This window comes from Rhizobium pisi, from assembly GCF_003938655.1.
GTDB classification, from domain to species: domain Bacteria; phylum Pseudomonadota; class Alphaproteobacteria; order Rhizobiales; family Rhizobiaceae; genus Rhizobium; species Rhizobium pisi.
The window spans coordinates 33,324-46,451 of sequence record NZ_RJJT01000017.1; the positions used below are offsets into that span (position 1 = coordinate 33,324).

The 13,128-nt window shown below is 60.5% G+C and carries 10 protein-coding genes and 1 pseudogene; 3 read left to right on the forward strand and 8 right to left on the reverse strand.

Features of this window, described 5'->3' with window-relative positions:
- Positions 1-14 precede the first annotated feature (14 nt).
- The 3 genes and pseudogenes from EFD55_RS33870 to EFD55_RS22690 all read left to right on the forward strand — a co-directional run.
- Positions 15-146 (forward strand): annotated as a pseudogene (locus EFD55_RS33870) (DNA polymerase IV); the annotation flags it as partial.
- Positions 147-327: 181 nt separating this feature from the next.
- Positions 328-921 carry an ankyrin repeat domain-containing protein gene (locus EFD55_RS22685; protein WP_125847592.1) on the forward strand — a complete coding sequence of 198 codons (594 nt, stop codon included), beginning with the start codon at positions 328-330 and terminating at the stop codon, positions 919-921.
- A 14-nt stretch (positions 922-935) separates the two neighbouring features.
- On the forward strand, positions 936-1,439 hold the full coding sequence (locus EFD55_RS22690) for a YHS domain-containing (seleno)protein (protein ID WP_183736817.1): 504 nt from the start codon (positions 936-938) through the stop codon (positions 1,437-1,439).
- Between the two features lie 15 nt (positions 1,440-1,454).
- Here EFD55_RS22690 and EFD55_RS22695 read toward each other — a convergent pair whose 3' ends face one another.
- The 8 genes from EFD55_RS22695 to EFD55_RS22730 form a co-directional block, all read right to left on the reverse strand.
- Complete coding sequence (locus EFD55_RS22695; RefSeq protein ID WP_125847594.1) at positions 1,455-3,617, reverse strand: adenylate/guanylate cyclase domain-containing protein; 2,163 nt, start codon at positions 3,615-3,617, stop codon at positions 1,455-1,457.
- 569 nt (positions 3,618-4,186) lie between these two features.
- Complete coding sequence (locus EFD55_RS22700; RefSeq protein ID WP_125847596.1) at positions 4,187-4,381, reverse strand: hypothetical protein; 195 nt, start codon at positions 4,379-4,381, stop codon at positions 4,187-4,189.
- A gap of 130 nt (positions 4,382-4,511) precedes the next feature.
- A complete protein-coding gene (locus tag EFD55_RS22705) occupies positions 4,512-5,699 on the reverse strand; it encodes a galactarate dehydratase (protein ID WP_125847598.1) in 1,188 nt (395 codons plus the stop codon).
- A gap of 12 nt (positions 5,700-5,711) precedes the next feature.
- Positions 5,712-6,929, reverse strand: coding sequence for a mandelate racemase/muconate lactonizing enzyme family protein (locus EFD55_RS22710; RefSeq protein ID WP_125847600.1), 1,218 nt, complete (start codon positions 6,927-6,929; stop codon positions 5,712-5,714).
- Positions 6,926-8,647 (reverse strand): ABC transporter ATP-binding protein, encoded by a 1,722-nt coding sequence (locus tag EFD55_RS22715; protein ID WP_125847602.1) that lies wholly within the window; start codon positions 8,645-8,647, stop codon positions 6,926-6,928. The genes EFD55_RS22710 and EFD55_RS22715 overlap by 4 nt, the downstream gene beginning before the upstream one ends.
- Positions 8,648-8,655: 8 nt before the next feature.
- Positions 8,656-9,777, reverse strand: a complete 1,122-nt coding sequence (locus tag EFD55_RS22720) for an ABC transporter permease (RefSeq protein ID WP_125847604.1) — start codon at positions 9,775-9,777, stop codon at positions 8,656-8,658.
- 9 nt (positions 9,778-9,786) lie between these two features.
- Positions 9,787-10,773, reverse strand: a complete 987-nt coding sequence (locus tag EFD55_RS22725; RefSeq protein WP_125847606.1) for an ABC transporter permease — start codon at positions 10,771-10,773, stop codon at positions 9,787-9,789.
- A 116-nt stretch (positions 10,774-10,889) separates the two neighbouring features.
- A complete protein-coding gene (locus EFD55_RS22730; RefSeq protein ID WP_125847608.1) occupies positions 10,890-12,827 on the reverse strand; it encodes an ABC transporter substrate-binding protein in 1,938 nt (645 codons plus the stop codon).
- Between the last annotated feature and the right edge of the window lie 301 nt (positions 12,828-13,128).

The window sequence follows — 13,128 nt, forward strand, 5'->3', positions numbered from 1 at the left end:
CCGATTCTCAGGGTCTGCCGGCGATCACCGACCTTGACGAGATAATTGGCCTGCTGCTTTCGCCGTTCTTTCCGCCGCGAAAAGGCATCCGCCTGCTCGGTGTCTCCCTCTCCTCGTTGGAGCGGACCTCCGGAGTAGAGCCGCAAGCGGCGGCCTCTCACCGGCGCTGCGTGATAGATCGCTGTCAATCGGATCGGGTGGGGGGCCCGACTCGTACTATCCAGGAGAAGCCGCCCATTTCAAGGCGGTCGCTGCTGCCGACGCAGGTGCTAGGTAGCCTACCTGCCAACGGTATGCTATTCTGGCGGAAAACATTATGGTGACGCTATGCGCCGGTTTCTTACATCGGTAGCGTTGTTTTTTTCTGCGACAGTCGCGGCCGCGGGTGATCCCTTGTTCGACGCCGTTTCAGCGGGAAACACCGTTGCCGTGGAGCAGTTCCTGGCTACGGGTGCCGATGTCAACAGCCGCAGTCGCGACCAGGCAACACCACTCATCAACGCCGCACTTGAAAATCAGCTTGCCGTTGCCGAGTTGCTAATAGACAGAAATGCCGATGTTATGGCCAGGAATTCAGGCGGCTTTACGCCCCTGCATGCTGCGGCATTTTCGGGTAGCGTACCCATCAGCAAACTGCTCCTAGAGCACGGAGCAATTCTCGACGATGCTTCCAATAAAGCGGGTGTTACGCCGCTCATGGTTGCAGGCGAAGAGAACCGTGTTCTCCTCGCGGAGTTTTTCCTCGCCAAGGGCGCCGATGTCACCCACGCCGAGGTTCACGGCTATGCACCAATCACGAGGGCCATGTGGAAAGGCAATTTCGATATTGTCCGGCTCTTCAAGCGACATGGCGTGGCATGTCCTCCGGCCAGCGTTCTCGGCGCGGACAATTACGCTAAGTGCATGGAAATACACGAATAAGACAGGAGGCGCAGATGCATTTTGGAAACGGGACACGATGCATTGGTCGATCTTTGGCACTGATCGGTCTGGCTGTCGCGGGAGTTGTCAGCGGATCGCCAGCCATGGCGGACGACTCGGTAAACACGGGGTACTTCGGCGGTGTCGCAATCATGGGCTACGATACTGTCGCCTACTTTACCGAAGGCAAAGCGACGAAAGGTTCGGAAAAAATCTCCTACGAATGGATGGGGACGCCCTGGCATTTCGCAAATGCCAAACATCGCGAGATGTTCATGAGCGAACCGCTTAGATACGCGCCTCAATACGGCGGCTACTGCACGGGCGAAGTAAGCGACGGATCTGTCACGGTCAACATCGATCCGGAAGCCTTCAAGATTGTCGAAGGCAAGCTTTACCTGATGTATGACAAGGCGGATGCGGAGGACTTTGCCGCGCATCCGGCGGACACTGTGGCCAAGGCGGATGCCAAATGGGCGAAGGTCGCGGCCGATCTCGAACTGGATCAGTATCACTGACCGCTTAACAAGGCTCTATTGGGCAGCCGAAAAGTAAAAAACCTTGGTCGAATTTACGTAAGCATAGCTGGTTTGGTCGGCCGGGTTTGCGTGTCTATAGACCGGGCCGCAATCGGGTCGGCCAAATGCGTTTTCACTTTGCTCGCAAAGCAGGTCCCCTTTGACAGAAACCTTCTCGGTCATCATCTGGGATGCCGAGCGGAATGCGGCCTTTCCGTCCAGTTGGACTTGCATGAGCGCAAGGCTTTCGGACGGTTCGGTCTTTCCTCGCAGAAGTTTGCCCATGACAGTGGCGGCGATCTCGGCACCCTTCAACCGACTTTGTTCGTCGCCCTGGAAGCCAAACGGCCATTCCGGCAGCCCGGCCTCGCGCAGCGCGTCTAGGATAAATGCTAAGTCCTCGTCCCTGAAATGCGCATTGCCGATACGCCAAGCCGCAAGGCAGTCGCGTCCCCCGAGAAGACGTTGGGCCTCGGCGACAGTCGCTCGGGCCTCATCAATGCGACCGACACGGACATACGCCATGGCGAGAGGGGTAACGAACTCGCCGTTGCCTTGAGAGCCGTAGCCCGCGCGTTTGAAACTGTCTATCGCCCTCTCGTAGTCGCGTTGCAGATAAAAAATCATGCCAGCCGTATATCGGTCGACGGCGGAGGGGTTCGGATCGAACCTGAGCGCCTTCTCGACAGCCGCAACAGCATCGGCGTGATTGCCCGATATCAATTGAACATATGCGAACGCCATATGAGCTTCGGCGTCGGAGGGGCCGAGTGCCACGGCCTTCTGGGCCGAGGCGATCGCCTGCTCGTAGCGTCGGTCCACCACCTGCATGATCGCGAGGACCGCATAAGGCGACGGAAGTTCGGGATCGAGGGCAAGGGCGCGACTTGCCTTGTCGTAGGTTCTTTTGCGCGCCAGGGCACTCTGGAGGACATCGTCATAGGCGCTTCGCCAGACATAGGCCGTCGCGTGCGCATCGGACGCGAAGGCTTCGGCAAAGCCGCTGTCGAGGTCCTCGGCCTTGTCAAACAGCGCCAACGCCTCCAGCATCAGAGAACGACGTCCCGTCCGGGCGGCCTGCTCGGCACGCAGATAATAATCATATGCCTCGAGATTGGCGGTCGGCGGACGCGCAATTCGCTCTGCCTCGGACGGGGTCAGGTTCAAACCGAGCGCATTGGCGATCTGACGGCTCATCGAATCCTGGACGGCAAACACGTCCGTCCCCCTGCGGTCAAACCGATTGGCCCACAGATGGTCGCCGCTCTCAGTGTCGAGCAGTTGCGCGTCGACGCGCATCAAGTCGCCCATTCGCTGCACGCTGCCCTCGACGACATAACGCACGCCGAGATCACGGCGTATGTCTGCAAGTACGTGGGGCTTGTCCCTATAGGCAAAGACGGAATTCTGGGAAATGACATCAAGTTTCGACAGCCTGGTGAGATCGGTAATCAGGTTGTCGGTAATGCCATCGGCGAAATAATCTTGGGTCTGGTCGCTCAAGTTGGCGAACGGTAGTACTGCAATCGATGCGCGTTGTTTATGAGGCCACTGCCATGCGACGACGGCCGCAACGGTGGCGATCGATAGCCCTACGAGTGCTAACAACCCCATAGCGCGCGACCTTGCCCGCGAGGCAAAGACGACCTTGCCGAGGTGGGATGGGTCAAGCAGAACGCGGTAGACGCGAACGGGGTCGGCGATGTTTTTCAGGTGATGCTCGCCGAGCGCCGAGAAACCGGCATCGACCTTGTGCACGACGTGGTCGAATGCGGTGCCGGATATGAAAATTCCGTCAGGTTCGGCGATTCCCTGCAGACGGGCGGCGATGTTGACGCCGTCGCCATAGATGTCATCGCCTTCAACAATAATGTCGCCGAGATTGATCCCGATGCGAAACCGGATGCGCTGTTCCGCAGGAAGTCCTCGCTCTCTGCTGGACATTCCCCGCTGGATTACGGCCGCGCATTGAACCGCGTCTACAACGCTAGCAAACTCGACCAGCGCGCCGTCACCCATGAGTTTGATGATCCGACCATGGTGCTCTTCGATGGTCGAATCGACCAGTTCCCGACGGCAGGCCTTCAAGCGCTCAAGCGTGCCGCCCTCATCCACTCCCATGAGGCGACTATAGCCTACCACGTCAGCGGAAAGTATCGCGGCGAGACGCCTCTCCATTTCTCTGCCCCCTTTTGAAACAGGGAATTGGGCATCTTACCACGACCGGGGCCGCGCTGGCACACGAGCCCGGTCTTTTCCGCTATTTTGGTCCGCGTTTAAGCTGCCCCTGAGGGCTCGATCCTAGAGGATCCTTCCTTGCTTTCGAAACGTGAAGACACCCGATCCGGTTTATTACTGCGTGATTTTGTGGGGTTAACCAGGGATGCGCGAGAAAAGTCTGTTGCGATATGTTGTGTTGCGCAGTTAGCGCTTCTTTTTGCGGATGGGTTTTGGGGGAACGTGTCCTGCAAATGGGCAAATGAAGAAGCTGCGTGTCTGAAGCGGCGATTTATCGCTTCAGTAACATGACGGTGGTCACGGAATGATGATGACGCGTCGGCACTTCTTCATTAGTATGTCTTAGGGCGAATTCAGGCGAAGGGGGCTGTCGTGGACATTGCCTCTTGGTTGCGACGCCTCGGCCTCGAGTAATACGAACAGGCGTTCCGCGAGAATGCGGTCGATGCAGAAGTTCTGTCCGACCTGAGCTCGGACATCGCAAGCGGCTTCTCAAGGCCATCGCGGAACTAGGGCGGTCTACAAACCACTCCGATTCGAGCGCTGCCGAGCCTGATGCCGAGCGCCGGCAGCTTACTGTCACGTTCGTCGATCTCGTCGGCTCGACGGCGCTCGCTTCGCGTCTCGATCTTGAGGATCTGCGGGAGATCATCCGGGCCTTCCATCGCTGTGTCGCTGATACCATCGCCCGCTTCTCCGAACACGGCTTTTTTTCGGCTTCATCCTGTGGCCAACGAATTGGCAGGCGAGCGTCCCACCTGTCCGGCTCCCCATTTTCGCTGCAGGACCGGCCGCTTTCCATTCGGGTGGCGGCCGGTGCTGTCTCTCAGCAGATCAGGCGAAGGCGTAAGAGCCGTCCGGCCGCTTCGGCACGCGCCGCTGCCAGTGAATGTAGCCTTCCTCCTCCATCGCCTTCTCGTCCATTTCGACGCCCCAGCCCGGCCGGTCGGGACGCAGTTCGAGATAGCCATCCTTCGGCAGATAAGGATCGACGACATAGCGGGTTTCCCCCTGTCGCTTCTCGACGTCGAGGCCGCCATAGACATAGGCCTGGCCCTTCGGCAACCGGTATTCGAGGATGCGGAAATTCTGCGCCGCGGCCGAAAAATGAACATTGACCGCCGTCGCAAGGGGCCCCATCGGGTTGTGCGGCGCGACCCCGACGAAATAGGCTTCGGCCAGCGTCGCAATGCGGCGCATTTCGCTGATGCCGCCGACGACGCAGATATCGGGTTGGATGAGATCGGCGCCTTTGACCTGCAGCAGGCGCAGGAACTCATTTCTGTTGTAGAGCGACTCGCCGGTCGCGAGCACGCAGTTGAGTCCTTGCTTCAGATCGCCCCAGGCCTCGATGTTCTCAGGGCGCAGCGGTTCCTCATAAAACAAGGGATCGTAGGGGGCCAACGCGTTGCCGAGTTGCCTTGCGGCGACCGGCTCGAAAATCTTGGCATGGGCATCGAAGGCGATCTCGTATTCGTCGTTGACCGTCTCGCGCAGCGAGCGGAAATAATCCGCCGAGGCTTTGACGACATTGCCCCAGCGATGGGCATGCATATCGATCCGCCAGGGACTGAGCTTGAAGGCGGTGAAACCCCATTCTTCCTTCAAACGATCGAATTCGTCGCGGGCCGCCGGAGCATCTGGTGCGGTGTAGACACCGGCATAGACCTTGATGCGGTCGCGCACCTCGCCGCCCAGCAGCTTGTAGACCGGGACATTCGCTGCCTTGGCCGCAAGATCCCATAGGCAGTGGTCGAGCGCGGAGATCGCGGCAAGGCCAAGCGCGCCAGGCGGAAACCGGCTTTGCTGGATCAACAGATTGACGAGATAGTCGACGCGCGTCGGATCCTGGCCGGAGAGAAAGGCGTAGAGATAATCCAAAAGCGGCGGAAGCGCCTTGTCGGGGCCATGATTGTAGCATTCGCCCCAGCCCGTCAGCCCGTCATCGGTGTCGAGCGCGACGATCACGCGGGGACGGTCCTTGTCGCGGGTCATGAAAACCCGCATGCGGTCGATCTTCATCTTTCTGTCCTTCTAGAGATTGAAATAGCTGCGGCGTGCGACGCGCGTCTGCACGTAGAGATGCTCTTTGTAGGTTCCGGGATTGTAGGAGCCGGCAGATTCCGGCTCGGGAACGGAGACATTGCCGCCGCTCGGAAAGCGAGCAACGAACGCTTCGTCGATATCGCAGCCGAGTCCCGGCCCGTCGGGAACCGCAATCAGGCCGTCGACTTGGACGGGGTGCGGCACGATCGTCTGGCGGCGGCCGTCCCAGTCGTCGTCAAGACGCTCGAGAATGAGGGCGTTCGGGATCGCCGCAAGCAGATGCAAGGCGGCATATTCCGCCACCGGCCCAAGCGAGCCCGAATGCGGCGCCATCTGGATATGATGCGCCTCTGCCATGGCGGCGATTTTCTTCATCTGGGTGATGCCGCCGGCCCGGCCGGTATCCGGCTGGATCACGTCGACCAGTTCCTTCTCGATGAGCTCGCGCTCGCCGAAGATAGTCGCCGAGCGCTCACCGGCCGCAAGCGGCACATGGGCTGCGTCGCGGATGCGCCGGTAGCCGTCGATATTGTCGGGCGCGATCGGATCTTCGACCCACATCAGCTCGTAAGGTTCGAGCGCCCGCACCAGCCGGCAGGCATCGGCTGGCGTCAGCCATGGCGGCCCATGCAGATCGATGGCGATGTCCATGTCGTCACCGACGGCGTCGCGAAGAGCTGCGACCTTACGGACGGGATCGGCGACCCCGCCGCATTTGATCGCCTTGATGCCGCGCTCCTTGATGGCAAGCGCGCGCTCGGGCGTATTCGCATGCGAATAGATCGGGATCCGGTCGCGCACCTTGCCGCCGAGCAGCATCCAGACAGGCACGCCGAGCGCCTTGCCCTTGATGTCCCAAAGCGCCATGTCGATGCCGGTCATCGCACCGCCGCCCACCGTCCCGAGCATGCCGTGACCCATCATGGCGATATGCATCTTCTGCCACAGCCGTTCGATATGGGCCGGATCCTCGCCGATAAGCACGGGCACAAGATCGTGGATCGCCGTCTCGATGACGCGCGGCCAGCCGGAGCATTCACCGATGCCGGTGATGCCCTCGTCGGTATCGATCTTCAGAAAGAGCCAGTTGCGGGTGCCGGCGAGCTGCCTGGACGCACCGTCTCCGGAGCGCTCGTCCGAGGCCCATTTCGAGGGATCGGGCTGACCGGCATGCATGAGAAACGTGCGGATCCCGGTGATTTTCATCGCTGAGAACTCCCATTCTTCAGAATGTCCGGCGCGACGTAGCGGAAACGCCCCGAATGATCCCGGTCACGAGGATCGGGGTGTGGAATGGCTGAGATGAGCGCCTGCGTATAGGCGTGCTCGGGCGTGCGGCAGACTTTTTCCGCATCGCCGATTTCGACGAGTTGGCCTTTGTACATGACGCCGACACGGTCGCACATGTAGCGGATGACGCCGATGTCATGGCTGATGAAGATATAGGCGAGGCCGAGTTCGTCCTGCAGGCGCATCAGGAGATCGAGCACCTGCGAGCGCACGGAAACGTCAAGCGCCGAGGTTGCCTCATCGGCAACGATGACACGCGGATTGAGCGTGATGGCCCGCGCAATGCCGATACGCTGGCGCTGACCGCCGGAGAATGCGTGCGGATAGCGCTCGCGCGCCCTCGGGTCGAGGCCGACCTGCTCCATGAGATGGCAAACGCGCTCGTCCAGCACCCGCCCCTTTGCCACGCCATTGACGAGCAGCGGCTCGCCGATGATCTGGGAGACGGTCATGCGTGGGTTGAGGGAGCCGAAAGGATCCTGAAACACCATCCGCAATTCCCGCCTTGCGGCGGCGAGCGTCTGGCCCTTTGCCGTTGCCAGATCGATGATGTCGCCGTCGGCGCGGCGATAGAGGATTTCGCCCGCTGTGGGATCGATCAGCCGCATGATCGAGCGGCCCATCGTCGTTTTGCCGGATCCGCTCTCGCCGACGATGCCGAGCGTCTCGCCCGGAAGAAGCGAAATGGAAACATCGTCCAGCGCCCTCACCTCGCCGAAATCCATCGAGAGATTGCGGAGTTCGAGGATCGGCGGCACCGTCGTGTCGAGCGGAGCGCGGGCCAGCCGGATTTCGGCCTTTGCTTCCAGCTTCAGCACCGAGCCGATCAGCATGCGGGTATAGTCGTCTTTCGGCGCATGAAAGATCTGCTCGACCGGCGCATATTCCTTCGCGACGCCGTTGTGCATGACGAGCACATCGTCGGCGATCTGCGCCACGACGCCCATGTCATGGGTGATGAAGAGGACGGCCATGCCCTTGTCCTTCTGCAGCCGGGCGATTAGGTCGAGAATTTCAGCCTGCGTCGTCACGTCGAGGGCGGTGGTCGGCTCGTCGGCGATCAAGAGCTGCGGTTTGCAGGCGAGAGCCATGGCAATCATCGCGCGCTGGCGCATCCCGCCGGAATATTGAAAGGCATATCGGTCCAGCGCTTTTTCCGGCGAGGGAATCTCGACCTGCTTGAGCAGCGATATGGCTTCAGCGCGTGCCTCTGCCTTGCTCATCCTGGTGTGAAGGCGGAGCGCCTCGACGATCTGGTTGCCGACCGTGTGGATCGGCGACAGCGACGACATCGGCTCCTGGAAGATCATGGCGATGTCGCGGCCGCGGATCGCACGGATCTGGCGCCCGCGCGGATTGAGGCTGGTCAGATCGATCGAGCCGCCATCCTGATCGTTCAAGATGATCGATCCACCGGAGATGCGGCCGGGCGCATCGACGATCTGCAGGATCGAACGCGCCGTCACCGACTTCCCCGATCCGCTTTCGCCGACCACGCAGAGCGTCTTGCCCGGCTCGATCGAGAAGGACAGATCGCTGACGGCGCGAAAGACGCCGGTGCGTAGAGGAAACTCGACGGTCAGGTTTTTCACCTGCAGCAGCGGCCTGCCGGCAATGGGTACGATATCGGTCAATGCCAGCCTCATTTGTTGTAGGGATCGGCCGCATCACGCAAACCGTCGCCGAGGAGGTTGAGCGCCATCACGGCGACCACGACGGCGCAGCCCGGCATGAAGAGCCAGGGTGCCGTGGCGATCGAGCGAATGTTCTGGGCCTCGCGCAAAAGCACGCCCCAGGAGATGGTCGGCGGCTGCAGCCCGAGTCCCAGGAAGGAAAGAGAGGTTTCGGCAAGGATCATCGCCGGCACCGCAAGCGTGATGGACGCGATGATGTGGCTCGCAAAACTCGGCAGCATGTGGCGAAAGATGATGCGCCTTTCGCGAACGCCGTCGAGTCTTGCGGCGGCGACGAATTCCTCGGTGCGCAAAGACAGGAAGCGGCCACGAACGACGCGGGCAAGCTGTGCCCAGCCGGTCAGCGACAGGATGATCGTGATCATCATATATTGCAGCGTCGCAGGCCAGTCTTGCGGCAGGGCCGCGGCCATTGCCAGCCAGATCGGGATCGTCGGCAGCGACAGTACGAAATCGATCACCCGCTGCAGGAAGAAATCGATGCGGCCGCCGTAATATCCCGAGATGCCGCCGAGCACGATGCCGAGCATCAGCGAGAAGAAGACACCGACGAGGCCGATCGACAACGAGATCTGCGCGCCCTGCACCGTTCGGCTGAAGACATCGCGCCCAAGCCTGTCGGCGCCGAAGAGAAGCAGCGGCGTGGTCTTGTCGGGCGAAGCGATCAGATGAATGTTCGACCTGAAGAGGCCGAGCACCGAATATTCGTAGCCTCGGCCGAAGAGCTTGATATCGACGCGCTTCGTCATGTCTTCCTTGAAGATGGCGGCCAGCGTCTCCGGATCGCGGGTCAGCTTCATCGGATAATAATGCAGGCCGAAGGATAAGCCGTTCTGAGTATCGATCAGATGCACTCTCTGCGGCGGGTGAAAGGTCGCCCGCGCATTCTGCAGGTTCGGATCGTTGATGGCGAAAAAACCGGGAAGCAGGGCGACGATATACATCATCACGGTGACGACGAGCGCCACCATGGCCAGCTTGTGCCGGCGGAAAGCCCACCAGATGAGCTGCCATTGCGATGCGACGGCGGCGCGATCCGGCTGCAGATTTGTAATGCTGATGTCGGCCATGCCAGCCTCCTATTCCAGCCGGATGCGGGGATCGACCAGCGCCAGAAGAATGTCGCTGATCAGGGAGCCGATCAGCGTCAGCGCGCAGATCAGCAGAACGAAGGCGCCGGCAAGATACATGTCCTGGGCCATGAGCGCCTGCAGCAGCAAGGGTGCGGCCGTCGGCAGGTTGAGGACGATGGCGACGACGACCGAGCCGGAAATCAGATTGGGAAGCAGCCAGGCAATCGTCGAAATAAACGGATTGAGCGCGATCATCAGAGGATATTTCATCAGCAGCCGGAACTCCGAGAGGCCCTTTGCCCGCGCGGTGACCACGTAAGGTTTCGGCAGCTCGTCCAGCATGTTCGCGCGCATGACGCGGATGAGGCTCGCCGTCGAGGAGACGGCGAGAATGATGACCGGAAGCCAGAGATGCGTCAGGAGATCGAGCATCTTGGCAAAGCTCCAGGGCGCCGTCTCATAGGCTGGCGAAAACAGCCCGCCGACATCCTGGCCGAATTCGACCGCCGCGACATACATCAGCACCAGCGCCAGCAGGAATGACGGAACCGACAGGCCGAAGAAGGCGAAAGCCGTGAACAGATAGTCCCCGATCGAATATTTCTTTACGGCGGAAAAGACGCCGATCGGCAGGGCGATCGCCCAGGTGGCGATCAATGTCGAAAGGGCGAGCACCAGGGTCAGCGCCATGCGCTCCCAGATCAGATCCGAGACCGGTTGCTGCCACTCGAATGAAATACCGAAATCGCCGCGCGAAAGGATGCCCCAGATCCATTTGAAATACTGGATGAGCATCGGATCATCGAGGCCGAAGCGCTCGCGCAGCTGTGCGGCCGTGTTCTGGTCGACGATCTCGTTGGATGCCGCAAGCGTCGCGATATAGGTCGTGACATAATCGCCCGGCGGCAGCTGGATCAGCACGAAAGCCAGGAAGCTGACGGCAAAAAGCGATGGAATCATCCATAAGAAGCGTTTGGCGATGAACACCAACATGAGGCGTCTCCCGGCTTGGACGCCGCCCTCTGGCCCTTGCGGCTTTCACGACCGCAAGGGGAGAGCGAACCTGAAAGAAAGCACCGTGCCTGAGGGTGCGGCGCTTGAGATCGAAATCAGCTTGTGAAGGTGAATTGCTGCGGCAGTGCCGGCCCCGGATTGGGCCAGGACCAGCTGTCCGGCTCTTTCTCGGGAACATTGCGCAGATTGTTGCGGATGATGCCGAAGCCGCCGACGGCAAGGCAGAGGCCGACCGTTTCGAATTCCTCCGCCGCGATATCGAAGATCTGCTTCATGATCGCGCCGCGCTTGTCGAGATCGGCCGTCGAACGCGCCTCGTCGAACAGCTTCATGCGCTTCTTCTGGCTTTCCGGCGGCTCCTCGCCGCGCGCGCCATTCGACGTATACCAGAGCGTCCACGGAATGGCGTAACGCGACCCTTGCGGATGAAAAGCGAAGAAATCGCGGGGATCGAGCATTGGGTCGAGACCGCCCGGCCCCGGCCATACCTGCGCATCATGGGCATTGTCGTCGCCGCGGGTGTAGTAGAGCGCCCGTTCGATCGTGTTGACCTTCATGTCGATGCCGATCTGGGCCCAATGCGTCTTGACCAGTTCCAGGGCATCGACGAGGTCGGGATAGAGCGTCGGAATGACGTCGACCGAGAAGAACACCTTCTGCCCGTCCGGGCGAAGGCGGAAGCCGTCGCCGCCTTTCTTGTAGCCGGCCTGATCGAGCATCGCGCCCGCCTTGTCGGCATCGAATTCGGTGAACTGGCGCGCATATTTCTCATGATACCAGGGATGGGTCGGACGCGGTCCGGCCTGATAGGGCTCGCTCTGCCCGAAATAGACGATGTCGATGAGTTCCTGGCGATTGAGACCGATCGACAGCGCCTGCCGGAACGACTTATCCGCAAACATCTTGCGCATGGCAGGATCTTTGTGGGTGATGTTGAAATAGATCTGGCACTGCTGCGAGGCCGAAGGCACGAGCGTCAGCAGGCGGTAATCGCCCTTCTGCATGTTCTGGGAGAGCGTCGGCTTGTTGGCGAGCACGCTGATGTGGCGTTCCTGGATATCGATCTTTCCGGAAATGACGTTCAGCATCAGCGATTCGACGTCCTGCGAGATGCCGAAGTTGATCTCGTCGATATAGGGAAGCTGGTTGCCTGATGTATCGACCTGCCAGAAATAGGGGTTGCGGGTCATGACGACGCGCGTCGCACCGCCGGCATAGGGCTCCTTGACGACCCATGGATCGAGCGTCGGCTTGTCGACATTGCCCCACCGCGACGGGATTTCGATGTCGCCGCAGCGGCTGCGGAACAGCTCCGTCCAGCTGGTAACGCCCGCCTTCTTCGCATCGGCTTCGACGTTTGGATTGTATTTCGGCAGGAACTGGCTGCAGTAATGCTTCGGAAAGAGCGTCGGATGCTGGCCGAGCGGCGTGGCGAGGTTTTCCAGATAAAGGGCGTTCGCCGCCGCGAAGGTGAATTTCACCGTATGATCGTCGATCTTTTCGACCGTGACCGGCTTGCCGGCGACGGAAAGCTGGGCCGGCGTCGAGCTGTAAAGCTCGGTATTCTTGACGCAATCCTCGATCGCGAAAACGATATCGTCTGATGTAAAGGGATGGCCGTCGGACCAGCGCACGCCTTCGATCAGATGGAAGGTGAATTGCGTTGCGTCGTCATTGACCTCCCAGCGCTCGGCAAGGTTCGGCTGCACGGCGGTAAAATCCAGGTTCCAGCGCACGAGGCTCTGGTTGCCGACCATGCGCAGGATGCCGTTATGGTCCGACGAGCCGCGCAGGCCGCGACGCAGCGTGCCGCCATAGGTACCGACCTTCTCGAACGGCGTCACCACCATCGGCTTTTTCGGCAGGCGCTCGGCCAGCGGCGGCAGCTTGCCGTCCTTGACGAGCTGCGCCAGATCAGGCGCTTCGCCGCCTGCGGCAAAGGCGCGGCCGGCAAGCGACAGTGCCGCGACACCAGCCATGCCGCCGAGCACGGCGCGGCGGGTGACGCCGCCAGACAGTATTTCATTGGACATCGAGTTCCTCCCCTTTTTATGCCGGCCGCTTTTATGCCGGTATGGCCTTTGTGCCGGCTGCTGCGGCGGGCTCCCGACCTGCCGTTTCGCGCCCTCCTCGGCGCTGCGAGGGAACCATAGACACGTTCTCAAATGATTACAAGAGTTGACAGATAATTACAGATTCTATAGCGATGCAGCATCAAACGAGGCGCTCAAGCCATTGGCAGGAAAGCCTCGCGGAAGGAAAGACGGCAGATCTGTCAGATGTTGTCCACAACAACATCGCAGCAGCTGACTGCATCGCGCCATGCTGGCGCAT

Coding starts and splice junctions, on each gene's coding strand:
- EFD55_RS22685 (WP_125847592.1), top strand. CDS start 328: ATGCGCCGGTTTCTTACATCGGTAGCGTTGTTTTTTTCTGCGACAGTC.
- EFD55_RS22690 (WP_183736817.1), top strand. CDS start 936: ATGCATTTTGGAAACGGGACACGATGCATTGGTCGATCTTTGGCACTG.
- EFD55_RS22695 (WP_125847594.1), bottom strand. CDS start 3,617: ATGGAGAGGCGTCTCGCCGCGATACTTTCCGCTGACGTGGTAGGCTAT.
- EFD55_RS22705 (WP_125847598.1), bottom strand. CDS start 5,699: ATGAAGATCGACCGCATGCGGGTTTTCATGACCCGCGACAAGGACCGT.
- EFD55_RS22710 (WP_125847600.1), bottom strand. CDS start 6,929: ATGAAAATCACCGGGATCCGCACGTTTCTCATGCATGCCGGTCAGCCC.
- EFD55_RS22720 (WP_125847604.1), bottom strand. CDS start 9,777: ATGGCCGACATCAGCATTACAAATCTGCAGCCGGATCGCGCCGCCGTC.
- EFD55_RS22725 (WP_125847606.1), bottom strand. CDS start 10,773: ATGTTGGTGTTCATCGCCAAACGCTTCTTATGGATGATTCCATCGCTT.
- EFD55_RS22730 (WP_125847608.1), bottom strand. CDS start 12,827: ATGTCCAATGAAATACTGTCTGGCGGCGTCACCCGCCGCGCCGTGCTC.